Annotated in this window: 19 protein-coding genes and 2 tRNA genes; 7 read left to right on the top strand and 14 right to left on the bottom strand. The window is 67.4% G+C overall.

Going from position 1 to position 24,326, the window contains the following annotated elements:
- Window positions 1-13 precede the first annotated feature (13 nt).
- The 3 genes from G6N49_RS05085 (at window position 14) to G6N49_RS05075 (ending at window position 3,021) form a co-directional block, all read left to right on the top strand.
- Entirely contained in the window at window positions 14-1,318 is a 1,305-nt protein-coding gene (locus G6N49_RS05085) for a nucleotide disphospho-sugar-binding domain-containing protein (RefSeq protein WP_083044570.1), read from the top strand.
- Between the two features lie 90 nt (window positions 1,319-1,408).
- Window positions 1,409-1,837 carry a QcrA and Rieske domain-containing protein gene (locus G6N49_RS05080; RefSeq protein WP_407665036.1) on the top strand — a complete coding sequence of 143 codons (429 nt, stop codon included), beginning with the start codon at window positions 1,409-1,411 and terminating at the stop codon, window positions 1,835-1,837.
- Window positions 1,838-1,935: 98 nt separating this feature from the next.
- The gene (locus G6N49_RS05075) at window positions 1,936-3,021 is read left to right on the top strand and encodes a fatty acid desaturase family protein (protein WP_011856165.1); all 1,086 of its coding nucleotides are present in this window, start codon (window positions 1,936-1,938) and stop codon (window positions 3,019-3,021) included.
- Between the two features lie 51 nt (window positions 3,022-3,072).
- Here G6N49_RS05075 and clpX read toward each other — a convergent pair whose 3' ends face one another.
- The 5 genes from clpX to G6N49_RS05050 form a co-directional block, all read right to left on the bottom strand.
- Window positions 3,073-4,353, bottom strand: coding sequence for an ATP-dependent Clp protease ATP-binding subunit ClpX (clpX, locus tag G6N49_RS05070; RefSeq protein ID WP_011560958.1), 1,281 nt, complete (start codon window positions 4,351-4,353; stop codon window positions 3,073-3,075).
- A gap of 304 nt (window positions 4,354-4,657) precedes the next feature.
- On the bottom strand, window positions 4,658-5,305 hold the full coding sequence (locus G6N49_RS05065) for an ATP-dependent Clp protease proteolytic subunit (RefSeq protein WP_011560959.1): 648 nt from the start codon (window positions 5,303-5,305) through the stop codon (window positions 4,658-4,660).
- On the bottom strand, window positions 5,305-5,892 hold the full coding sequence (locus G6N49_RS05060) for an ATP-dependent Clp protease proteolytic subunit (protein WP_011560960.1): 588 nt from the start codon (window positions 5,890-5,892) through the stop codon (window positions 5,305-5,307). The genes G6N49_RS05065 and G6N49_RS05060 overlap by 1 nt, the downstream gene beginning before the upstream one ends.
- Window positions 5,893-6,028: 136 nt before the next feature.
- Window positions 6,029-7,447: a trigger factor gene (tig, locus tag G6N49_RS05055; RefSeq protein ID WP_083044571.1), complete on the bottom strand. Its 1,419-nt coding sequence runs from the start codon at window positions 7,445-7,447 to the stop codon at window positions 6,029-6,031.
- A 63-nt stretch (window positions 7,448-7,510) separates the two neighbouring features.
- Window positions 7,511-7,584: transfer RNA gene (locus G6N49_RS05050), tRNA-Pro, on the bottom strand.
- Between the two features lie 140 nt (window positions 7,585-7,724).
- On the opposite strand from G6N49_RS05050, the gene G6N49_RS05045 reads away from it, so the two are divergent.
- Window positions 7,725-7,798 (top strand) — tRNA-Gly (locus G6N49_RS05045).
- A gap of 73 nt (window positions 7,799-7,871) precedes the next feature.
- Here the strand turns inward: G6N49_RS05045 and G6N49_RS05040 are convergent.
- Complete coding sequence (locus tag G6N49_RS05040; RefSeq protein WP_083044572.1) at window positions 7,872-9,254, bottom strand: hypothetical protein; 1,383 nt, start codon at window positions 9,252-9,254, stop codon at window positions 7,872-7,874.
- A gap of 458 nt (window positions 9,255-9,712) precedes the next feature.
- Between G6N49_RS05040 and G6N49_RS05035 the strand changes: the two genes are divergently transcribed.
- Entirely contained in the window at window positions 9,713-12,049 is a 2,337-nt protein-coding gene (locus G6N49_RS05035; RefSeq protein ID WP_235679494.1) for a glycosyl hydrolase family 28-related protein, read from the top strand.
- Here the strand turns inward: G6N49_RS05035 and G6N49_RS05030 are convergent.
- The 4 genes from G6N49_RS05030 to G6N49_RS05015 all read right to left on the bottom strand — a co-directional run bounded on the left by G6N49_RS05030 (window position 12,039) and on the right by G6N49_RS05015 (window position 16,507).
- The gene (locus tag G6N49_RS05030) at window positions 12,039-13,430 is read right to left on the bottom strand and encodes an NAD(P)/FAD-dependent oxidoreductase (RefSeq protein ID WP_083044582.1); all 1,392 of its coding nucleotides are present in this window, start codon (window positions 13,428-13,430) and stop codon (window positions 12,039-12,041) included. The genes G6N49_RS05035 and G6N49_RS05030 overlap by 11 nt on opposite strands.
- 4 nt (window positions 13,431-13,434) lie before the next feature.
- Window positions 13,435-14,067, bottom strand: a complete 633-nt coding sequence (locus tag G6N49_RS05025; protein WP_083044574.1) for an undecaprenyl diphosphate synthase family protein — start codon at window positions 14,065-14,067, stop codon at window positions 13,435-13,437.
- Between the two features lie 67 nt (window positions 14,068-14,134).
- Window positions 14,135-15,649 carry a sugar transferase gene (locus G6N49_RS05020; protein ID WP_083044575.1) on the bottom strand — a complete coding sequence of 505 codons (1,515 nt, stop codon included), beginning with the start codon at window positions 15,647-15,649 and terminating at the stop codon, window positions 14,135-14,137.
- Between the two features lie 162 nt (window positions 15,650-15,811).
- Window positions 15,812-16,507 (bottom strand): GAF domain-containing protein, encoded by a 696-nt coding sequence (locus tag G6N49_RS05015; protein WP_083044583.1) that lies wholly within the window; start codon window positions 16,505-16,507, stop codon window positions 15,812-15,814.
- A gap of 126 nt (window positions 16,508-16,633) precedes the next feature.
- On the opposite strand from G6N49_RS05015, the gene G6N49_RS05010 reads away from it, so the two are divergent.
- Together G6N49_RS05010 and G6N49_RS05005 are read left to right on the top strand one after the other, a co-directional pair.
- Entirely contained in the window at window positions 16,634-17,785 is a 1,152-nt protein-coding gene (locus G6N49_RS05010) for a glycosyltransferase family 4 protein (protein ID WP_011560968.1), read from the top strand.
- On the top strand, window positions 17,782-19,368 hold the full coding sequence (locus G6N49_RS05005; protein WP_083044576.1) for a right-handed parallel beta-helix repeat-containing protein: 1,587 nt from the start codon (window positions 17,782-17,784) through the stop codon (window positions 19,366-19,368). Before G6N49_RS05010 ends, G6N49_RS05005 begins: the two co-directional genes overlap by 4 nt.
- Here the strand turns inward: G6N49_RS05005 and G6N49_RS05000 are convergent.
- Genes G6N49_RS05000 through G6N49_RS04985 form a run of 4 tightly spaced genes read right to left on the bottom strand, consistent with a single transcriptional unit; the run spans window position 19,322 to window position 24,261 of the window.
- A complete protein-coding gene (locus G6N49_RS05000; RefSeq protein WP_011560970.1) occupies window positions 19,322-20,617 on the bottom strand; it encodes an O-antigen polymerase in 1,296 nt (431 codons plus the stop codon). The genes G6N49_RS05005 and G6N49_RS05000 overlap by 47 nt on opposite strands.
- Window positions 20,618-20,619: 2 nt before the next feature.
- On the bottom strand, window positions 20,620-21,786 hold the full coding sequence (locus G6N49_RS04995; protein ID WP_083044577.1) for a hypothetical protein: 1,167 nt from the start codon (window positions 21,784-21,786) through the stop codon (window positions 20,620-20,622).
- Entirely contained in the window at window positions 21,779-22,897 is a 1,119-nt protein-coding gene (locus G6N49_RS04990; protein WP_011560972.1) for a glycosyltransferase, read from the bottom strand. Before G6N49_RS04990 ends, G6N49_RS04995 begins: the two co-directional genes overlap by 8 nt.
- The gene (locus G6N49_RS04985; RefSeq protein WP_235679492.1) at window positions 22,894-24,261 is read right to left on the bottom strand and encodes a hypothetical protein; all 1,368 of its coding nucleotides are present in this window, start codon (window positions 24,259-24,261) and stop codon (window positions 22,894-22,896) included. Before G6N49_RS04985 ends, G6N49_RS04990 begins: the two co-directional genes overlap by 4 nt.
- Between the last annotated feature and the right edge of the window lie 65 nt (window positions 24,262-24,326).

The raw sequence follows: 24,326 nt of genomic DNA, 5'->3' as shown, positions 1-24,326 counted from the left end.
CCAGGAGTTCGAGATGCCGGAAGTACTGATCGCGTCCATGTCGCCGATAGGCCACCTCGGGCCGTTGCTCAACCTCGCCCGCGGCCTCGTCGACCGCGGTGACCGGGTCACGGTCCTGACCTCGGCCGCGCGCGCCGGGATGATCCGCGCGGCCGGGGCACGACCCCGCGCCCTGCCGCCGCAGACCGACATCGACGAGAGCCGGCTCAACGAAAGCCTCCCCGGGCGCGAGAAGACGTCCGGCATCAAACGGGTCGACTTCGACATCACCAACGTCTTCGTGACCCCATTGCCCCATCAGGCGGCAGCCCTGGCCGAGGCGTTCGCCGAGACACGGTATGACGCCGTCATCGTCGACGCGATGTTCCTGGGCATCCTGCCGTTCCTGCTCGGTGAACACGCCGCCCGCCCACCGGTGCTGGCCTACTCGACCACGCCGCTGTTGATCAGCAGCCGGGACACCGCTCCTCCGGGGTTGGGTCTGCCGCCGTCGTCGAGCCCGCTCGGGTGGCTGCGCAACTCGGCGCTGACCACGCTGACGCACCGGGTCCTCCTGCGAGGCTGCCACCGGGCCGCCGACGAGGCGCTGCACCGGATGAACAGCCGCCCGCTGCCGATGTTCGTCACCGACGCCGCGTTGCTCGCCGACCGCTTCATCGCCCCTACCGTCCCCGAATTCGACTATCCGCGCGGCGATCTGCCGCCTCATGTGCGCTACGTGGGCGCTGTGCATCCCGCACGGACGCAGACGTTCACCCCGCCCCCGTGGTGGGGGGCGCTCGACGGCGGACGCCCGGTGGTGCACGTCACCCAGGGCACCGTCGACAACGCCGACCCCCGGCGGCTACTGCTGCCGACCGTCGAGGCGCTGGCCGGTGAGGAAGTCACCGTGGTGGTCACCACCGGTGGCCGTGGACTTTCCGTACCTCACACCGCCCTGCCGACGAATACCCATGTGGCCGAATTCATTCCGCATGACGTGTTGCTTCCGAAGGTCGACGTGATGGTCACCAACGGCGGGTTCGGTGCGGTGCAGCGCGCGCTGTCCCTCGGCGTGCCGCTCGTGGTCGCGGGCGACACCGAGGACAAGCCGGAGGTCGCCGCGCGCGTCGCCTGGACCGGTGCCGGTGTCGACCTGCGCACCGGCACGCCGACTCCCGGTGCGATCCGCTCGGCGGTCCGCGACGTGCTCGACCGCGCGCACTACCGGGAGAACGCCCGACGGCTCGAGGTCGCCTTCACACGCCGCGACGGAGTGGCCGAGATCGCCGCGGTGATCGACGAAGTCCTCGCCGAGCGTCGTCAGACAGTGCGGTGACGGTGACGAAAAACGCGGTTGTCGACCCATCGGCGGCCGCGGCCGGGAATCATCTCCGTCATCGGCCTTCTGAGCGGAAAGGCAGGGCCCATGGAATTCGAGACGTCGAACATGTCGCGGCGGCAGGTCGTTGTCGGAGCCGGGGTGGGCACCCTGGCCGCGGCGTTGAGCGCGTGCGGTTCCGGTGGTGAGGCGCCGGCCGAGCAGCCGGCCGAGTCACCCGACGCCGGCGCGTCCGCCGGCGAATCCCTTGTGAAGGTCGCCGACGTCCCCGTCGGTTCGGGTGTCGTCCTGGAGGACCTGGTCGTGACGCAGCCGACGCCGGGTGCGTTCACCGGATTGTCGAACGTGTGCACCCACAAGGGCTGCAAGGTGTCCGAGGTGGTCGGCGGCGAGATCGTCTGCCCCTGCCACGGCAGCCGCTTCGGCCTGGACGGTTCGGTCGTCAAGGGGCCGGCGACCGAACCGTTGAAGAGCCGGCCCGTCGCGGTCGAGGGTGACGAGGTCGTTCTCACCTGAGGCCGCCGGGTCCGTAGACTCACCTCGAGGAGCCGGTCCTGACCACGGGGCGCAACACACATGCGAGTGTGTACTCCCCCACCGACCCGAGGACTCATGTGGCAATAACGGACGTCGCCGCCTACGCGCATCTGAGCGAGGCGGATGTCGAAGCACTCGCAACGGAGCTCGACGCCATCCGCACCGACGTCGAGGCCTCACTGGGTGCCCGCGACGCCGCCTACATCCGCCGCACGATCCGTGCTCAGCGTCTGCTCGACGCGGCCGCCCGGATCCTGATCCACCGCAGCCGCGGGAAGGTGGGCTGGGTGCTGGGCACCGTCGCGCTCGCGACCGCCAAGAGCATCGAGAACATGGAGATCGGCCACAACGTCGGGCACGGGCAGTGGGACTGGATGAACGATCCGGAGATCCACTCGAACACCTGGGAATGGGATATGGCGGGTCTGTCGTCCCAGTGGCGCTACTCGCACAACTACACCCACCACGTGTACAACAACATCATCGGCGTGGACGACGATCTGGGTTTCGGCGTGCTGCGGGTGTCCCCCGACCAGGAGTGGAAGCCGGACTACCTCGCGGCGCCTGTACGAAACGTGTTGCTGGCGTTGATCTTCGAGTGGGGCATCGCGCTGCACGGTCTGCACTCGAGCCGGGACCGCGCACTGCTCGTCGGCGGTTCGAAGGGCGGCCGGGAACTGCTGGCCAAGGTCGCACGCCAGGTCGGCAAGGACTACGTGGTCCTGCCCGCGCTCAGCGGACGGCGGTTCCGGCGGACACTGCTGGCCAACGTCGCGGCCAACGTGCTGCGCAACCTGTGGGCGTACGTGGTCATCTTCTGTGGGCACTTCCCCGACGGCGCCGACAAGTTCGACCCCGCGGTCCTCGAGGACGAGACGCGGGGTGCGTGGTATCTCCGACAGATGCTGGGCAGCGCCAACTTTCACGCCGGCCCCGCGATGGGCTTCATGAGCGGACACCTGTGCTACCAGATCGAACATCACCTGTTCCCCGATCTGCCGAGCAACCGGTTGGCCCAGATCGCGGACCGCGTGCGCGCGCTGTGCGACAAATACGACCTGCCGTACACGACGGGTCCGCTGTCGCGTCAGTATCTGCAGACGTTCCGCACGATCCACCGATACGCGCTACCGAACCGGTTCACCGTCGCGAAAATGCACTGAGGGTCGTGAACCTTCGCGGTTCACGACCCTCAGTGCAATCTCGGCGTGAGCCTAGGCGCTCTTGTCGCGACGCTCGGGGCGTGACGGCTTACGCGGCACGATCGTCGGCAGCACGTTGTCCTGCACGGTCTCCTTGGTGACGACGACCTTCGCGACGTCGTCGCGGCTGGGGATGTCGTACATCACCGGCAGCAGGACTTCCTCCATGATGGCGCGCAGGCCACGGGCGCCGGTGCCGCGGTGGATGGCCTGATCGGCGATGGCGTCCAGCGCGTCACCGGTGAACTCCAGCTCGACGCCGTCCATCTCGAACAGCCGCGTGTACTGCTTGACCAACGCGTTCTTCGGCTCCGAGAGGATCTTGACCAACGACTCCTTGTCGAGGTTGGTCACCGACGCCACGACCGGCAACCGGCCGATGAACTCGGGGATCAGACCGAACTTGATCAGGTCCTCGGGCATGACCTCGGCGAAGTGGTCCTGGGTGTCGATCTCGGCCTTGGAGCGGACCTCCGCGCCGAAGCCGAGACCGCGCTTGCCGACGCGGTCGGAGACGATCTTCTCCAGACCGGCGAACGCACCCGCGACGATGAACAGCACGTTGGTGGTGTCGATCTGGATGAACTCCTGGTGGGGGTGCTTGCGCCCGCCCTGCGGAGGCACCGACGCCTGCGTGCCCTCGAGGATCTTGAGCAGCGCCTGCTGCACACCTTCGCCGGAGACGTCGCGGGTGATCGACGGGTTCTCGCTCTTGCGGGCGATCTTGTCGACCTCGTCGATGTAGATGATGCCGGTCTCGGCGCGCTTGACGTCGTAGTCGGCGGCCTGGATCAGCTTCAGCAGGATGTTCTCGACGTCCTCACCGACGTAGCCGGCTTCGGTCAGCGCCGTGGCGTCGGCGATCGCGAACGGCACGTTGAGCATCTTGGCCAGCGTCTGGGCGAGGTAGGTCTTACCGCAGCCGGTCGGGCCCAGCATCAGGATGTTGGACTTGGTCAACTCGACGGGCTCGGTGCGCGAATCGCGGCTCTTCTCGCCGGCCTGGATGCGCTTGTAATGGTTGTAGACGGCGACGGCCAGGGTGCGCTTGGCGGTGTCCTGTCCGATGACGTAGTTCTCGAGGAACTCGCGGATCTCCGCGGGCTTGGGCAGCTCGTCGAGTTTCACCTCGTCGGCGTCGGCCAGTTCCTCTTCGATGATCTCGTTGCAGAGATCGATGCACTCGTCACAGATGTACACGCCGGGGCCGGCGATCAGCTTCTTGACCTGCTTCTGACTCTTCCCGCAGAACGAGCACTTCAGCAGGTCACCGCCGTCTCCAATGCGCGCCATGGTGGTGGGGTCCTACTTTCCTGTTCGACGTCGGTGGGTCGTTCGGGTCGTTGAGAGGACCTGTGATGGGGCCCTGTTCCCGACGCTACCCGTTAACTCGCGCGCGGTGCGACCGATAGCGGCGAATCGCGCTGGTGGTATTCAGCTGTCGCGCCAACATAACGCCTCACACGTCCGGTTGCCGCGTGCCACGCGCCGCCGTGTCCCTGGCGTGTCGTCACCGTGACCGGAGCGAACGGCTGAGGCCAACAATACCGCGCACGGCATTGTTGGCCTCGTGACCGAAACGGGTCCCCGCCGGTGGTCAGGACGTCTGAGCCGACAGCTTCCGGTACTCGAGGACGGTGTCGATGATCCCGTAGTCCTTGGCCTCTTCGGCGGTCAGGATCTTGTCGCGATCGGTGTCCTTGCGGATCGTCTCGGGGTCCTTGCCGGTGTGCCGCGCCAGGGTGACCTCCATCAGCGTGCGCATCCGTTCGATCTCCTTGGCCTGGATCTCCAGATCGGAGAACTGACCCTGGATCACGCCGGACAGCGCGGGCTGGTGGATGAGGATGCGGGCGTTCGGCAGCGCGAGCCGCTTACCGGGTGTGCCGGCGGCCAGCAGCACCGCGGCGGCCGAGGCGGCCTGGCCCAGGCACACCGTCTGGATGTCGGCGCGCACGTACTGCATGGTGTCGTAGATCGCCATCAGGCTCGTGAAGGAGCCACCGGGCGAGTTGATGTACATGGTGATGTCGCGGTCGGGATCGAGCGACTCGAGGACCAGCAGCTGGGCCATGATGTCGTTCGCCGACGCGTCGTCCACCTGCACGCCGAGGAAGATGATGCGTTCCTCGAAGAGCTTGTTGTACGGGTTGGATTCCTTGACGCCGAAGCTCGAGTGCTCGATGAACGACGGCAGGATGTAGCGCGCCTGCGGCTGAAGGCGGGGATCGGTCTGGTTGCTCATTAGGGGGCCACTCCGTCGTTGATGCTGGCGCTGGTGATGATGTGGTCGACGAATCCGTATTCGAGCGCTTCCTGCGCGGTGAACCAGCGGTCGCGGTCCGAGTCGGCCTCGATGCGTTCGATGGTCTGCCCGGTGAACTCGGCGTTGAGGCGGAACATCTCCTTCTTGATCGCCGCGAACTGCTCGGCCTGGATCGCGATGTCGGCCGCGCCACCGGTGATACCGCCGAGCGGCTGGTGCATCAGGATGCGGGCGTGGGGCAGGGCGTAACGCTTACCCTTCGTGCCCGCGGCGAGCAGGAACTCACCCATGGACGCGGCCATGCCCATCGCGTAGGTCGCGACGTCGCACGGGGCCAGGACCATCGTGTCGTAGATCGCCATGCCGGCGCTGATCGAGCCGCCGGGCGAGTTGATGTAGAGGTGGATGTCCTTCGTCGGGTCCTCCGCCGAGAGCAGCAAGATCTGGGCGCACAGGCGGTTGGCGATGTCGTCGTCCACCTGCGAGCCGAGGAAGATGATGCGCTCGGCGAGCAGACGCTCGTAGACCGAGTCCTGGAGCGTGAGGCCCGGCGCCCCGCCACGCATAACAGTCACGACTGGATACCTGCTTTCTCTTACGTCTGGGGTCCGCCAGTTCGCGGTGTGTTCGTCGATGTCTTCTCGACACTAACCAACCTGCGTGAGCGTGCACTCCCTGACAGGCGAGCGTTCGCTCACAGCGTCACTTGGCCTCGTCGGCCTCGTCGGCTTCCGTGTCGGAGTCGGCGTCGGAGTCGGCGTCGGCCTCGTCGGCGCCCTCCGCCTCGGCCTGCGCGCCGCCCGACGGGCCGAAGAACTCGGTGGTGTCGATGTCGTTGCCGTCGGTGTCCTTGACCGTGGCGCCGTGCACGACGGCCGCGATGGTCAGGCCGCGGCGGACGTCGGCGAACATGGCGGGCAGCTGGTTGTTCTGCTGCAGGATCTGCAGCAGCTGCTGCGGCTCGAGCCCGTACTGCCGCGACATCAGCACCAGCCGCTCGGTCAGGTCGCCCTGGCCGACCTGGACCTCGAGTTGGTCGGCGAGCGCATCCATCAGCAGCTGCGTCTTGACGGCCTTCTCGGCCTCGGTGCGGGTGTTGGCGTCGAACTCCTCGCGGCTGCTGCCCTGTTCGGCGAGCTGCTCGGCGAAGCGGTCCTCGTCGTGGTCGAGGCCGTGGATCGCGTTGTGCACCGTGTCGTCGATCTGGGCCTGGACGATCTTCTCGGGCAGCGGGACCTCGGTCTGCTCGAGCAGCAGCTCCAGCGCCTTGTCGCGGATCTGCTCGGCCTGCTGGACGCGCTTCACCCGACGGACCTGCTCGGTCAGGCTCTCCTTGAGCTCGTCGATGGTGTCGAATTCGCTGGCGAGCTGGGCGAACTCATCGTCCGGCTCCGGCAGTTCACGTTCCTTGATGGACTTCACCGTGACGGTGACGACGGCCTCTTTGCCTGCGTGCTCGCCGGCGGCCAGCGTGGTGGTGAACTCCTTGCTCTCCCCCTCCGAGAGGCCGACGATCGCATCGTCGAGGCCCTCGATCAGCTGGCCCGAGCCCACCTCGTGCGACAGGCCCTCGGTGGTCGCCTCCGGGACGTCCTTCCCGTCGACGGTGGCAGACAGGTCGATGGAGACGAAGTCGCCGTCCTTTGCCGGACGGTCGACACCGGTCAGCGTGCCGAAGCGGGCGCGCAGGGACTGCAGTTCGGTGTCGACCTCCTCGTCGGTGATCTCGATCGGGTCGACGGTGATCTCCAGCGCGGACAGGTCCGGCAGGGTGATCTCGGGACGGACGTCGACCTCGGCGGTGAACACCAGGTCCTCGCCGTACTCCTTCTTGGTGATCTCGATCTCGGGCTGCCCGAGGGGCTGCACGTCCGAGCTCGTCACGGCCTCGGTGTAGCGGCCGGGGACGGCCTCGCCGACGACCTGGTCGAGCATGGCCTCGCGGCCGACGCGGGCCTCGAGCAGCTTGCGCGGCGCCTTACCGGGCCGGAACCCGGGGAGCCGCACCTGCTTGGCGAGCTCCTTGAACGCCCGGTCGAAGTCCGGTTCGAGTTCCGTGAAGGGCACCTCCACGTTGATGCGCACCCGGGTGGGGCTCAACTTCTCGACGGTGCTCTTCACTGCGGTCTCTCCTCATGTCTGGGTACTTCGTCATATCGTGCTGGGTCATACCGGTGCTGGTTGTCGGGGTGACAGGATTTGAACCTGCGGCCTTCCGCTCCCAAAGCGGATGCGCTACCAAGCTGCGCTACACCCCGCGCCGTCACGGTCCGCACCGTGCACTGACGCGCGGCGCTGACCACGCGAGATACTACGGCTTGTGCACCGAGCACCGACGCGCGAGGCAGCCAATTGGATTTGATCCGGTGCGCGCCGGTACGATCCTCTCGCGCAACGTGCGGGCGTAGCTCAATGGTAGAGCCCTAGTCTTCCAAACTAGCTACGCGGGTTCGATTCCCGTCGCCCGCTCCACTCGGCGTCCAGGCCGGACAGCAGACGACCCCCTCCCGAGGTTCGAGAGGGGGTCGACTCGTTTCCGGCGGGCCTACTCGTCGGCCCCGTCCGAACCCTTGTCGTTGCTGCTCGACGAGTCACCCTCGGAACCGTTGTCCGAGGTGTTGTCGCCGGCGGTGCCGCCGTTGTCAGAACCGCCGTCATTGGCGTCAGCGCCGTCGTTCTCACCGCCGTCCTCGTCGCCGGCATCCTCGTCGCCGCCGGTCACGTCGACGCTCTCCTCGAGGTCGCTGTCGTCGCCCTCGTCGGTGTCGCCAGCGAGGTCGACGTCATCGGTCCCGTCATCGGTCCCGTCGACGGGCTCGGAGTCGGTCGGCTCGGAGTCGACGTCGACCTCGTCGTCGGGATCGGTCACCGCCGCGCCGATCTTCTCGGGCTCCGGCGCCGACTCCTGGTAGGACACCTCCTTCACCGGCGGCTCGTCGGTCAACTCGTCGGTGGAGATCGAGATGAAGTTGGCGTCGGCGTCGGGCAGGTCGCTCACCTGCGACTCGGCCGCCGCACGTCCGAAGCCGAAGATGGTCCGGATGGAGTCGGCCAGGCCCGCTCGCCACAGGAGGAGTGCGCCGATGGGGCCGGCCAGTGAGAAGCCGAATTCCGGACCCGCGGCGGGGTTGATCAGTTCCGGACCCGTCAGCAGGCCGCCGGCGAAGATGCCGAAGGGCAGCGCTCCTCCGCCCAGCACTGCACCGAAGTCGGGACCGTAGCCGCCGCTGAGGAAGCCGTTGAGGATCGTGGCCGGCGCGTTGACGATCTCGCGCAGCGGATCCCCGCCGTCGAAGGAGTCGACGATCGCCTGGACCGACGCCACGGCCGCGGCGGCTGCATTGATGACGGGGCCGACCACCGAGAGCAACTGGATTCCGAGCGTGAGCGGATCGGTCACGAAGGTAAACGCGTTCACGGCGTTCGTCAGCGTCTGCGTGAGCGCTGCCTGAATCGGCTGCGCGAGGAAGATCAGCGGTGCCACCGGGGCGATGGCCGCGCCCACCAAGAGGTTCACGGCACTGTAGAAGTCACCCTCGCCGAGCGCGTCGATCGCGTCGCGGATCTGGTTGGGCACCGTTTCGGTCAGCGCCGTCCCGACCGCGTCGACCGTGTTGCGTGCCGCCTCGGCGATGGTCTCCAGGTTCGCGGTCTGATTCTGGATGATCACTTGGATGGGCGTCGCGTCGTTGTCGTACTGCTCGAAGAAGTACGAAACCAGAGCCTCGAAGTTCTCCGAAGCCCGCGTGAACACCTCCTCGTAGGTCGGGTTCGAGATGGCGGTGAGGCCCACCGGGCCGGAGAACACCGCGGGGATCCGCGTATCGCTCAACGTGGAGTCGACCGCCTGAATCGGCGCGAGCGCCAATGCGCCGGCTCCGACCACCGCTACGCCCGCCGTCAGATACGACCGAACTGTTTGCTGCATGTGCACTCCTCGTGTGCGAAGTGATCTTGAACATCGGAACGTTAACCTGAGAAAAAACTGAGCCGCAGGCGATTCGCAAAATTAGTACAAGTTTCAGTTCAAATCGGTATGCCTCCTCACAGGCAGTCAGCCAGCAATGATGCCGCCAACAGAAACTTAACGGCGTTAGTTCTTGACGGCTGCGAAAATTACGAGCTACGCTCATTCGTTTCCTTACGCAAGCACCGTAGTCGGCGGTTGACGCGTTCTGGTGCGAAACGCTTGCGCAGATAGCATTAGCCGATGGCGCAACAGCGACGCCGTTCACCTCCCACGAACAGTTTGCTCTTTCAAATTGCGTGGCCCGCATATAACCTGGTCCCGCCCAGCTTTTTGACGCGGGCGAAAGTAGGGGGGAGTTAGCAGTGGTCAGTCAGTCATGTCGCGCGGGAGGTGCGGCGCTGGCGGTGGGTATCGGCATGCTCCTCGCGCCAGGGATCGCGGCAGCAGACCCCTCCGCCGACGCGGCAGGCACCGATGTCTCCGCGCATGCACCGGCCGACACCCGGCAAGACGACCACACCGAGAAAGCCGACGAGGAAACGGACGCCCCCGAAGACAACGCGGAGGACATCCCCGAGGACAGCGCGGAGGACGAAGCGGAGGACGAAGCGGCGTCGGTGGAGGACGAAGATACCGACGCGAAAACCGGCCACCGCGACGCGGACGACGAAGAACCCACCGAGGATCTCGTCGACGAACCCGTTGCGGACGAACCCGTTGCGGACGACCCCGTTGAAGACAATGAAGTCGATCCAGAAGAACCCGCCGAATCGCCCGCGCCCGTCGCGACGCTCACCGACACCATCGGCGCCGGCGGCACGCCTGCCCCGGTCGAGTCACCCGCGACGTGGGCCGTACTCGCCTGGGCCCGCCGCCAACCGTTCAGCACCACCACGGCCGCGAACACATCCGCCAGGCACACGACCGCGTCATCCTCGACGGCGACGCCGGCCACGACCGTCGACGTCAGGGACTACGGCGCGGTCGGCGACGGCGTCACCGACGACTCGGCGGCGATCAAGGCCGCCGAGGCCGCGCTGGCCTCCGGCCAGCGTCTCTACTTCCCCGAGGGCAGTTACCGGTTCGCCCAGCAGAACCCGAATGGCGGCGCGGCGGTCCTACTCAAGGGTCTCTCCGACGTCACGGTGGAGTTCGCACCGGGCGCCCGGCTGCTGATGGACAACCTCGACGCCGCCGGGCACGGCACCAGCCACGGCATCCGCGTCGAGGGCGCGGCGTCGAACGTGACGATCCTCAACGCCACGATCGAGTGGAGGACCCGACCGTCTGCGCGCAGCTTCGGCGACGGGTTCTCGATCCTCGGGTGGGCGTCGAACACCCCGCCCCCGCCGGGTTGGACCGGATCGACCGGAACGGTCTCCAACGTGTCGCTCGTCAACGCCACGGTGATCAACGCGCCGCAGACCGGCGCGATCTTCATGGGCGCCTCCGACGTGACCGTCACGAACTTCACCGCGATCGGCACGCTGGCCGACGGGTTGCACTTCAACGCGAACCGCCGGGTGACCGTGCACGGGCTCCTCGCGCAGAACACCGGCGACGACGGCCTGGCGTTCGTCACCTACTACGACCCGACCCTGCCGTGGACGTACGGGCCCGGCGACGGCCCGTTCAACCAGCCCGGCCTCGGCGAGTGGAACAACGGCGGTTCGGTGGCGACGAACATCACCGTGACGGGTGGGGCGGCCAGCGGGGTGCGCGTCCAGGGTGGTTATGACATCACGATCACCGATGTCACCGTGACCGGTAAGGAGTTCGGCCTCCAGGTCAACTCCGCCAAGGCCACCGGTCCGGGCGACTGGACGAGTCTGGCGTCGCGCGACATCGCCGTCTCCGATGTGACCATCAGCGATACCGTGACAGGAATCGTCCTGGCCACCAACAACATCGACGGCACCGAGGCCTCCATGTGGTGGGACTTCTCGGGCCTGACGATCAGCGACGTCACCATCCACAACTCCCGCAACTGGTCGCTCGCCGTCGAGACGCCGGCGAGCACCACGAGCAGATTCGCCGGCGTCACCCTGCGCAACATCCATGCCGAAGTCGACGCGGACGTCGGCCCACTCGGCGGCGGCAACGGCGGCATCCTGCTTGCGTCGCTTCGGGATTCCGTGATCGACGGTGTGCGCCTGGTGTCGGTCCACGGTAGCGACATCAACGTCGTCGGCGCGGCTCAGATCCGCAGTCAGTACAGTGTCGCCGATCTGCCGTCGTCGAACCTGACGATCGACGATCTGGTCCTCGAGGGCCCGGGTCGGATCCTGATCCAGGACATCGCCGGCCTGGACGTCGGGACTGTGGCGTCCCACGGCGCCAACAGCGCCGCCATCGAACTCTTCCGCGTCAAGTCCGCCTCGTTCGACACCATCGGGGCGTACCTGCCCGGCCGCGGCAACGGGGCGGGCTGGGGCGTACGGCTGCTGCAGGTCCACGACCTCGACGTGGCGAACATCGAGGTGATCACCGACGACCACATCGGAACATCCTGGTGGGCAGTGGAACTCGGCGGTGGCAATCCTGCACAGGACATCGCCGGTGCCGGTGTGCGCATCGACGACGTCACCTATGTCAGCGGTCGTGACGCCACGGACTCCGACATCGTGGTCCAGGGTGGACCGTACGGACCAGTGGACTGGTACATCAACGCAACCTGGCTCCACGAGGGCGAGGCGTCGCCGCTGTGGCGCACCGGTCTGTGGGGCGACGCGATCCCCTCGCTCACATCCTGAGCAGTCCGGATTCCTGATAGCGCAGCTCCGTGTTGACCTGCCACGGATCCGCGTCGTCACCGAAATAGCGGGCGACGCTCTGCATCGCGCTCAGCATCGCGTGGTCCTGGTTGTCGTAGTGATGCATACCGTTTCGCCCCATCGGCCGAAGCGACGGGTGGTGGTGGCGCAGGAAGTCGCGGATCACCGCGACGCTTCTCTCGCGCTCGGAATCGTAGACCGGGTAGGCGAACTGCGAGCGGACGACCATGATCTTCTCGACCGCGGACGCGGCAACTCCCAGCGCGCGTAGATCCTGTTCGACGACCTTCGTCATACCCTCGTCGTCGGCCAACCAGAGGTCGCCGTCGGTGTTGGTGAAGTACTCCAGGCCGAGGTAGGTCCCGCCCCACTGCGCCGGGGCCAGATCCGGCGACCAGCGGGTGTAGTTCTGGATGCGACCCACCCGCATATGCCCACTCGGGGTGTACATCCAGTTGTACGGGAGGTCGACGCGCTCGCGCAGGGCGACGCCGACGGTGATCAGGGCGCGATGCCTCAGGGCTGCCGCGGCCGCCCGGACATGTTGGGGCGGTCCGGGTTCGAGGGCTTCGACGAGGGACCGGAGCGGCATGCTGGAGAACACCGCATCGCCGGAAGCGGTGTCGCAGTTCTGCAGTGTGACGATCCACGTCCCGCCGCGGTGACTCACCTTCACCACCGGCGACTCCAGTGACGTGACCACACCGCTGTCGGCGAGCGCCGCCGCCGCGGCCTCCCAGAGCTGCCCGGGCCCGAGGCGGGGATACCGGAAGACGTCGCGCGCGGCGAAAGCGTCGACCTTCCGCCATCGGATCGGCCGGATCCGTTGGTTCGCCCAGTCACTCGTCAGGTCGGCCGGCTCGGCGAGCCAGGTCTTGCGGACGTATCCGTCGAAGAACAATGTGTACCAGTGCCGCCCGAATTCGCGTGTGCCCCAGTCTTCGAAGCTCTCGGAGGCGCCACCGTGACGCCTCCGGCGAATCAGCCTGGCCCGCAGCAGGTCGCCGAGGCCGTGAATCCCGCTGCGGACCCCCAGCTGGGTGAGCAGGTCGCGGCCGATGAGCGGATACCGCACTCGGCGGCCCTGCACCAGCATGGCGGAGCGCCGGGCCACCGCGACCCACTCCTCCGCGGGCAGCAGAGACCTCCAGATGCCAAGGACCGCTTCGCTTCTTGTGAAGAACCGGTGCCCGCCGGGATCGAGGCGCCAGTCACCTCGCCGCGGCGTGCGGGCCAGACCGCCGACGTTCGCGGACGCCTCGTAGATCCGCGGCGTGACCCCGCGCTTCACCAGTTGCAGTGCAGCGGTGAGACCGGCGGGCCCGGCGCCGATGATCAGCGGATTCCTGTCGGGCTCCATGGCGTCACCGCCCACGCCGCTGCGGGAAGCGTCGGTAGTCGGCGATCAGATCGTCGATGTCCGCGCGTTGGAGATCGTTGAGCGCAGTGGTCAGGAACATCAGCTGGGCGTACTGGCTCTGCAAAGGCAGGAATCCGCTGAGCAGGGGTTCGGGCGTGGTGCGGATGACCAAGTCGACGTCGCCGATCTCGAGAGCGGCGGTGATGTCGCAGCCGTTCTGTCGGGCCCGGCGGTGGGCCGCCCGGAGTTCGTCGGCGGCGTCGTAGGCGGCGAGGATGTTGATCCGGAAATCGCGGCCGGTCATCGTTTGCTCCACCGACCGGGCGGCAGCGACGTATTCGTCCGGAAGAAGATCGAGATCGCCGTGGATTCGCACGCCACAGGCGGTGTGGTCGAAGTTAGCGGGAATCAGTGTGCTGAAGAAGTGGGTCGACGCCGCGAACACCGCCTCGAGCTCGTCGTCCCGTCGTGCCAGATTTGCGCGACTGAGGTTGTATACCGAGACGGTCTGCACACCGTGTTCTTGTAGGGCGAGCAGAATATCGACGACTTTCATCGCTCCGCGTCGGTACGCGTCGACCAATGTGGTTTTATTGGCGTCCGCCCAGCGCCTTAACCCGTCGGGAATCAATCCCACGTGCGCCGGCCCCCCCGGCGGCGATAAGTGCACTTATTGAGTGTAACGGAATTTGCCCGTGGAAAAGCTATTCTTCGGTGGGACGGAGCACCGCGAGAACCGTCAGGATCAATATCTTGAAATCCAGCAGCAGCGACCAGTTCTCGATGTAGTAGTTGTCGAATTCGGCGCGGTCGGCGATCGAGGTCTGCCCTCGCAACCCGTGCACCTGCGACCAGCCGGTGATGCCGGCCTTCACCCGGTGCCGCTCGCCGTAGCGTCGCACATGCATCTCGAACAGTTCGACGAACTCGGGCCGTTCGGGACGCGGACCGACCAGGGTCATGTCCCCCTTCACCACGTTGAGCAGCTGCGGAAGTTCGTCCAGCGACGTCTTGCGCATGAACTTGCCGATCCGGGTGCGGCGGTCCTCCCCCTCGACACCTCCGGGCGCGGCGCCGGCCTTCAACTCGAAGGTGGCGCCGGCCGGGGCGGGCCGCATACTGCGGAACTTCAGACAGTCGAAGACGACACCGTCACGCCCGACGCGTGGCTGGCGGAAGAAGATCGGCCCGGGCGAACTGAGCTTGACGGCGAGCGCCAGCCCGATGAACAGCGGCGAGATGAGCAGGACGCCGAGGGCGGCGATGGTCCGGCCCAGCGCGTACTTGAACGCGAACTGCCAGCCCTTGGGATCGACCGGGCTGAGCACCATCAGGGGGACTCCGCCCAGATGCTCGATCCGGGTGTTGCCGTTGACGACGTCCATCAGCCGGGGAACGACCCGCACCCGAACACCGAGCCTCTGCGCCAACTGGGCGCAGCGCGCCAGTTGCTCACCCGAAACCGGCGACGGCGCGATGATGAGGTCTTCGGCACCCGTTGCGCGAACGGCGTTCTCGAAATTGTCGACGGTCCCCAGATACGGCACGTTGACCAGCTCGGCGTCCGTGGGCGGCGCATCGTCGAGCACGCCGACCGGACGAAGACCGTAGTCGGGCACCTGAGCCATCCGCGTGATGATCTGGTTGGTGATCGGACCGGACCCGACGATCAGCGCCGGCGCTCCGAAGCGGTGTTTTCGCCGCAGGTAGCGCTGCGTGACCGACCTCATCAGGCGCACCGCGGGAACCAGGATGGCCGCACACAACCAGATCCGAACCATGACGTCACTGGGGCGGATGTGGGCCACCACCTGCTGACCCTCCGGGAGAGCGGGTATGCGCAGCACCATCACGCTCAACACCGCGAGTGCGGACACCGCCGCGGCCGTCTCCACCGGCTCGAGCTCGTCGAGGAAGCTGCGGTTCAGCTTCCGCTTGTACAGCGACCGGGTGGCCAGGACGAGCACGAGTACCGGCACGAACGCCCACGAGTACAGCAGGACGTTACGGTTGTCGGCCTGATCGCCGATCCACAGATGCGCCAGCACGACGGCCCATGCGCCCGCCCACACGTCGAGTGCGATGGTGATCGCGATGTACCCGGACTCGACGCGCAGCCGATCGAGGAAGCGGGGCCGCCGCCTGGCGGTCGCGCCGCCGGGAACCGATGCAGCAACGGCCGCCTGTCGTGGCACCGTGGCCTGGCTACTGGGCGGCATCGCGTGTCGCGTCCGCGTGTGAGTGCATGCGTCACTTCCCCCCGGGCAAATCTTTGCAGCTGCAACCTTATAGGTGTTCTGCCGGCAACGGGGAGAAAACCGTGCGCAACCTGAGAGTCTTTTGCCGACGGCGCGAGTTTCCCCGGGTCGCGGCGGCCCTCACTACTGCTGTCCGGCGCGTGACCCGAACATCTTCTCGGCGGCGAGTTGTGCGAGATCGCTGAGAATACGGACGTGACCGGTACCCCAGAGTCTCGGTTTGACATCGAATACACACAACGTTCCGACCGCGTTGTCGTCTTTGTCGGTCAACGGGATGCCGAGATAGGCGACCATGGTGCCGTCGCGGACCGCAGGATGATTCCTGAACACCGGATCGGTCCTGGCGTCTTCGAGTACCAGTGCGGAGCCGTTTGCCACCGCATATTGGCAGACGGACCGATCGAGTGGCGTCTGCCGTTCGTCGTCGCCCATACCCACCGAACTCTTGAAGAATTGCCGGTCGACGTCGATCAGTGACATGGCGGCCGACGGGGCGTCCAGCGCGGCGGCCGCCGCCCGGGTGATGCGGTCGTATGCCTCGTCCGGAGGTGAGTCGAGCAGCCCGGTGGCGTACAGAGCCTGCAACCGGTCGGGGGCGGTGATCTCGGATTCGACACTGGGCATCTCGGTCTCGGCAAACACCCTGCACTCGTTGAGGCGCGCCATGAGTTCGTCGATCGAGGCCCGTTCGGTACGCCTCAGATCCGCCACCATCTGAGACGCCACGGCGCGGGCGACATACGAAACGACATCTTCGCCCGCGTCACGCGCGCAGTCCTCGAGCAGGCGGTTGAGCCACTCGTCGAATCCTGTCAAAGAACCGGTCACGGGTGAAACGGTATCCGACCCAACCGATGCAATGAATACGAACAGATGTGACCGAGTCGGGACCTTGGCGGCGGCGACGTAGCCTTGTTTGGAATTGCAACAAAGGGAGGTCGTGTGAAAGACGCGCGGAACCGCGGTGGCCGGCGTGTCGATCTCCTATTCGATGCGCGGCATATCCGCCAAAGCGGGATCGGCACGTACATCCGGACCCAGCTGCCCTACCTGGAGGAGGCGGCCGACCGTGACGGCCAGACCCTGGCGGTGCTCGCCGACCCGCAGGCCGTTCCTGCGCTGCGCCCGAGCACCGAGCTCATCCTGGCCTCCCCTGCGCAGGCGCCGATGTACTCGGCCGCCGAACAATCGGTGTGGCGCCGCGCATTCGAGGCGGCGCGACCGCGCGCGGTGTGGCTGCCGCACTACCCCTACCCGTTGGCCCGTTTCCTTCCGGGCAACCGCCGCACGGCGCTGTACGTCACCGTCCACGACACGATTCATCTTCTGCCCGAGGCCATCAGCGGGCAGAGTCGGGCCCGGCGGCTGTATGCCCGCGCCATGCTGGGTGCCGACGCCAGGTTCTGCCGCCGGATCTTCACGGTGTCGGAGGCGACGGCCACGACGCTGAGGGACATCGAACCGTCCGCGCCGGTGCTGGTGACACCGATCCCCGTGGACGAGGTGTGGCTCGATCCGGTGGATCCGGCCCTGTCGCCGGTCGGTGGCCGTTACCTGCTGTACGTCGGAAACACGAAGATCTACAAGAACCTTCCGCTCGTTCTCGAGGTGTTCGCCGATCTCACCGACGAGATCCCTCACAAGCTCGTGATCGCCGGCGGCGGCGCCACCCTGCGGACTATGGACGACCGGGTCCGCAGACTCGCCGAGGACAATCCGGACCGCGTCCTGGTGACCGGCCAGCTCCCGTTCGCCGCGCTGCGGTCCTTGGTTGCGTCCGCGGAGTTGCTGATCATGCCGTCCCTGTACGAGGGCGCCGGCCTGCCGCCGCTGGAAGCCATGGCCTCGCGCACACCGGTGTTGGCGTCGGACATCCCCTCGATCCGTGAGACGTGCGGCGACGGCGCCGAGTTCTTCGACCCGCACCGGCCCACGGAACTGGCCGACCTGCTCCGGCGGTACTGCTCAGACGACGCGTCACGAGCCGACCTGGCCAGGCGCGGCCACGCGCACGTGCTGGCACGCCAGCAGCAGATCCGCCCGACCGCGGCGGCCGATGCGATCTTCGGCGAACTCGTCGGCAGCCGCACGTGACGTTGTCGAGGCGGGAACTGCTGGCACGCACGTCCGCCGCGGCCGCCTCGGCCCTGCTCGCGGGCTGCTCGACGAACGGCCCGCGCACCGTCGTCGACGTCCGCGCCCACGGCGCCACCGGTGACGGGATCACCGATGACTCCCGGGCGGTCCAGGCGGCTGCAGCCGCACTGCGCCCGGGGAGCACCCTTCGGTTCTCCAGGGGGACATACCGATTCGCACAGCGTTGGCCGCCCGGCGGGGCCGCGGTCGTCATCTCGGGTTTGGCCGATGTCCGCGTCGAATTCGATCCGGGCGCGGAGCTGTACATGGACAACCTGCATCCGACGAAGCACACCGGGAGCAGTCACGGCCTGCTCGTCCGCGGTCCGGCGTCCCGAATCCACCTGCGGGGACTGAACATCCGGTGGGCAGACGGCGCACGGCGCTCACTCGGTGACGGCATCCGGGTGGAGGGCTTTCCCGATCTGGACGGCGCACAACCGAAGGGCTGGTCCGGGCAGTCCAGGCCGGTCACCGAGGTGACCGTCTCCGACTGCACCGTGAGGTCGAGCCCGCAGACCGGGGTGGTCATGATGGGTGTCTCCGGCATCGAGGTGACGGGGCTGCGGGTGACCGACAGCGGCGCGGACGGACTCCACTTCAACGCCTGCCGGCGCGCGACGGTGACCGAGTACAGCGCGGTGAACACCGGCGACGACGGGCTCGCGCTGGTGACGTACTTCGAAGCCGAGCCGACTTTCGATCCTGCCGCGCACACCTTTTCGTTGCCGGAGCTGACCGACTGGTCGAACGCGGACTTCACCGTCGAGAACGTCAACGTGTTCGGCTGCCGGGCGAACGGGGTACGGCTCGCGGGTGCCCACCGCGTCACCGTCGAGGGTCTCGACGTCGTCGGCGTCCATGCCGGTTCGGCGTTTCTCATCGACTCCGCGGAACCGGGCACCGACGTCGGGTGGCACTACGTCGCCAGCCGTGCGGTCCGCCTCGACGACGTCACCGCGACCGACTGCGACATGGGGATCCATCTGCTGGCCCGGCCTGGCACGTCCGGGGACCCGCGCTTCACCGACTTCGACATCCACGTCGGCGACGCGACGATCGACGATTGCCCCACCTGGGCGGTCCGCGCCGAGTCGCTGACGGACACGCGGGTCAACGGCATGCGCATCGACAACTGCAGCGTCACGACCGCCTCCACGACGGGCGGCAACGGCGGCGTGGGCGTCGGCGATGCGAACGGAATCACGTTCGGCATCATGACGATACGCCACGCCGAACCGGTCATCGCATTTCAGACCGTGAACGCCGGAGCGCTCACCGTCGAGAAGCTCGGCGTGGCGATCACGCGACGGGACCGGCCCGAGGGGAAGCTCGATCCCTGTGTCCGGCTCGACTATTCCGACGGCGTCATCGATCAGCTGACCATCGGCTGGCCGGCCGCCGGCGACGGGTGGGTGCCAGTCCGTCTCTCCGAACCCGGGCCGTGCGAGGACGACATCGGCGAAACGCCGCTCGCCATCCGCGGCCTGACGGTCACGCCGCCGGTCGAGCGTCCTTCGGCGGTCGTATGCGGGCGGTGACCAGTGCGCTGCCCGCGGTCAGCAGCAGCAGGAAGATGACGATGCCGTACACCAGGATCTGCACCCGCCAGACCTCGAGGAAGCAGTACGCCACCACGCCGGCGGACGCGGCGATGACGGGGCTGAAGCTGAAGATCCGCGCGAACGCGTACCCCGCGAATCCGTACGCCAGGATGGTGTAGAGCCATCCCCAGGCGCCGTGTTCCGAATAGATGTCGGCGAACACGGAATTGGTGAAGAAGTTGCCCGCGAACGTCACCGAGTACCCGTAGACGGCGGCCTGCTTCCAACTGTCGTCCTTGGCCACCTTGTTGAACTGCAGGAAGGTGGGCTTGACCGCATCCAGCGATGCGACCGCCCCGACCTTGTTCTCCCAGGCGCCGCCGGCCACCGCGTCCGAGACCCCGATCTGAACCTGCGCGGGCACCGCCAGGTAGGCCCCCGACTGGTAGAGGTTCATGGCCACCGGGTTCGACACCCCGGCGTCCCGGTAGTAGTTGGCGTTGCGGAAGTAGTTGAGCGCGGTGAGGACGGCGAACCCGCAGAGCACGATCACCGCGACCGTCATCCACGTGCGTGCGCCCGGTCCGCCGGTCGGCTGCCGAGGTCGCCGACCCCGCACCCAGACCGCGAGGTAGACCACGCAGGACATCAGCAGTGCCAGTCGTGAGGCGATCATGGCGTTGGAGATGAGCAGCAGCACCCCCGCGACCATGTAGGGCCACCCGATGACCTTCTTGCGCCAGAGGTAGACCCCGATGGGCGCGGCGAGGATCGTGGCGTAGCGCAGGGTCTGTGGACCCGCGAACCCCGACAGCGCATTGCTGAAGTCGTTGGCGGTCTGTTCGCTCAACGAGGCGACGATCGCCGACGGACCGCCCACCTTCATGAACGAGTAACCGACGCCGACGGCGCCCGCCGCGAGGATCAGGAAGAAGTAGCGCCGCTCGAACCATGCGGCGCTGGTCAGATCGTCCCCGGTCGCGGGCCGTGATCGGCTTGTCCCCCACCAGAATCCGACCATCGACACCATGACGGTCGCGCAGTACCACAGCAGCAGCAGCGCGACGCCGCGCCCGCTGATCTCGGCGGGGAGCGCGAAACCGGTCAACGCCTCGGATGCGGCCTGCGGCCCCACGAACTCGTGGCGCGCATACAGCGCCGACCACGCCAGGAACGACAGGGCCACGGGCGCCAGGATCAGCACCGCGGGGCTGAACCATGCGGGCGGGCGGGTGGCGCTGGGCATCGTCAGCCGAACCGTTGGCGTAGTCGACGGGTGCCGAACGTCGCGGCGTAATCCGGCGCCCCCATCACCGCGGCGAAGTGGTAGACGACCGCCGTGATCATCTCCGCGACCACGAAGGCCAGGAAGATCGCCGCCGTGTTCTGCCACACGAACAGCAGGCCCACGCTGACCACCAGGTAGACGACGGTGCTGGCACCCCGGATCCAGAAGACGAGCACCGTCTTACCCGCCTTGCGCAGGGCGGCGAACGGCACGGTGGACACCAGCATGGCGGCCTTCCACAGACAGGCCAGCAGCATGGCAGCGACTCCCACGTCCTGCCATGCCGGACCGAAGACCAGGCTGCCGACTCCACCGAACGCGGCGATCAGCACGGCGGCCATCCCGACGGCGAACACCGCGACGAACGCCTTGAGCTCACCCCGGTGCCCGTGCGCGAGCAGGCGATAACGCCCGTAGGCCAGGATCGGCTCCAGGGCGCCGGCGACGGTCGAGATGACGCGGAACGTGACCGAGGCGGCCGGTCCGACCAGGACCAGAAGTAACGAGGTGATCGCCGGTTGAACGGCGCCGACGACCGCGGTCTCCGCGGTGACCCAGCTGGATCTGCGGACGTCCGGCGGAAAGCCCATGCGGGGCATCGCTTTTCGCCGCCGGTACCGGACCACCACCGCGAGCAGCGCGCCGATCGCCAGCACCCGCACGCTGTGCGGGCTGCCCTGGTCGGCCATCCACAGCGCGATCAGGCTGGCCACGATCAACGCCCCCGCGGCCGCGCCCTCGTTCTTCCATTCGCCGGTCACCACCCCGATCGAGCGGGTCATCAGCAGGCCGGTCATCACGCCGATGGCGCTCGCCATCAGGATCGCCGACGAGGCGACCGCGGGGCCGAATACGAGCAAGCCGCACGCGGCGGTGCTGAGCAACACCACCCACGTCGGCAGGCCCAGCTCTCCGTCGGCGTCGGGAGTGGCCAGCCGACCCTCGACGATGAAGGCGTTGAACAACTGCGCGACGTAGACGCCGACGGCGAGCGCCAGCGCGAGGAACCCCTGGGTCTCGATCGGCGCGATGCGCGCGTAGATGGCGATGAAGATCGCCGGGAAGACGTTCAACGCCAGACCGGCGGCGACCTGCACGCCGGCCTGCAGGTGCTTGGTGTCAGGCACTGCGGTGGGTCGCCAATGTCTGCGCCACCACGTCGGCCATCCTGGCGCGGAACGCTTCGGGTGAGAACTGTTCGGCGCGTTGGCGAATCGCGACCGGGTCGAAGCGACCGCCGTCGAAGGAGGCGAACGTCTCGGCGAAGTTGCCGACGATCTCCGCGTCATCGCGCCCCGTGACGAAGGCGCCCGTGACACCGTCGACGACGCTGTCCAGGGCGCCGCCGACACCGAGTGCGATCACCGGGGTGCCGCACGCCATCGCCTCGACCGGGGTGATGCCGAAGTCCTCCTCGCCCGGCATGACCATCGCCCTGGCGCGTCGATACAGGTCGCGGAACTCCTCGTCGGAGACGCGGCCGACGAAGGTGACGTCACCGCCTTCGGCGAGCTTCCGGCATCGGGCGGCCTCTCTGCCGTCCCCGGCGACCACCAGTCTGACGCCGGCTTCCACGGCCGCTCTGATCGCGATGTCCGGGCGTTTGTAGCCCACCAAACGACCGGCCAGCAGGAAGTAGTCGCCACGCGTCGATGCGGCGTCGGGTGTGTAGAAGTCGATGTTCACCGGGGGGTGGACGACCTGCGCGTCTCGGTTCCAGTGGTCCCTGACCCGTTGCGCCACCGTCGCACTGTTGGCCACGATGGAGGTGATCCTCGGTGCGGCGGACAGTTCCGTGGCGATGGCCAACCGGGACAGCACGTCCAGCGCCAGACGGCCCGGCAGCGACGACGCCTCTTCACGGCGCATCGCCTTGTCCCATGCCCACCGCGCCGGTGAATGCACGTAGACGACCGTCGGTGTGTCCCCGGCGGCGTGGACCGCCGCGGCGGCGAATGCATGGTGGCTGATGAGGACGGCCTCCGCCGCACCGAAGTCCAACCGCTTCATCCAGCTCGGGACGAGCGGCAACAGCGGCGCGTAGGTCCGGTAGCGCGCCGCGCGGTACGCCGACGAGAGCGGACCGGTCCGCACCCGCGCACTGAACGCGGCGGTGACACGGGGATCGACGATCGGGATGTTGACCGGCGCGTCCGGCCACTGCCGGGCGAACTCGGCGACCACGTGTTCCGATCCGGCGATCTCGGTCAACCGTTCGTGGACGATCGCGACCGTCACTGCATACTCCGCTCTGCATCGTCGACGTCCTGCCGGGGTGACACCTCGGGCTTCCGTTTCTTCCGGTGTGCACCGCCGGCGCGGTGGTAGGTGAACGCGGCGACCACCGGAGCGTCGCTGTCGGCGGTCGCGGAGCGCAGCGCCACCGCCTGTGCCGCGGTGTCGGCGTCGATGCGGGCCACGAGGACGATCCCCGTCGCGGCGGCGATCAGCTCGGGGGTCAGCGTCGGATCACCCACGACTCCGCCGTGGCGCACCCGGACCGACGGGGGCTGGTCGGCCGCCCCGAGTTCGAGAAGCTCGGCCACCTCGGCGCTACCCGAGGACGGTGACGCACCGATGACGAGCAGCACGCCGCCCCGCGCCGTCGGGCATTGCGCATAGAGGGTGCGGGCGACCCGGGCCTGCTCGCCGTCGTGGTTGTCGGGGGATGCGGCGCCGAGATCGACCGCGGGCACGAGCACACCGTCGACGCTGTCGGTCAGCGTCGCCGTCATCGCCGCGCGGCCGGAACGCCGCCCACGCGCGAGCAGGATGGCCACCGCGACGGAGCCGCCGAGGAGCCCGCCGAGGAACACCCCGATCAACCACTGACCGGAGCTGTCGTGGTTCGGCGTCGGGGGCTGCACAACCAGCAACGTCGAGGCCTCGCTCGCCTGGAGTTCGACGGCGGCCCGGATGCGCGCGAGTTCTTGCATCCGCACAGGATCGACGGTCTCGTCCTGCTGCCACCGCGACAGTGCGGCGAGGATGGTCCGAAGTTGCTCGTCGACCCGCTGCGCAAGCTCCTGCCGGTACAGATCGATCGCCACCTGAACGGTCCTGATCGCATCGCCACGAGATTTGCTGCTATTGCTGATCGTGACCACAGCCGACTCGCTGGCTTGCGCGACATTCAGCTCCGCCGGCTCGTCCATCGCCATTTTCCTGGCCACCGCCTGGGCGAAACCCTCGCCGGACAGATATGCGATTTCCCCGCCGACGAAATTGCTCGTATTGCCTTGATTGTCCGGAGTGACCTGACTCGCGCCCGCCGCGATCGCCGTCAGGTCTGCCGGATTCTGTAGACGCACAAAGGCTGTCGCTGTCGTATCGGTGCCCATCGCCGCGAAGGCCAACCCACCCAACAGGGCGCCGACGCACACGCCGACGAGCGCGGCGGCGATGTATTTGACCCTCACAAGGCGTGATTCCAGCGAAGAAATCATCGCGATCGCGGGTGCCGGAACTCTCGACCCATTGACAGACAACTGTGCGGCGCTCCGTCCTGACCCTCGATGCGACCAATATCGTAGTGGCCCGAAACGCTTCGCCGGGCGCGACACAGATATCGGCGAACGCCCAGTAAACACGTTGGGGTTCAAGGGGCGAAGCGGCGCGTCGGACTTTTTGCGAAGATGGTTTGCCGGTAACGTCCGGCGCCCAGGGG

The organism is Mycolicibacterium monacense (assembly GCF_010731575.1).
GTDB classification, from domain to species: domain Bacteria; phylum Actinomycetota; class Actinomycetes; order Mycobacteriales; family Mycobacteriaceae; genus Mycobacterium; species Mycobacterium monacense.
This window is presented reverse-complemented; position numbering and strand designations above follow the sequence as displayed.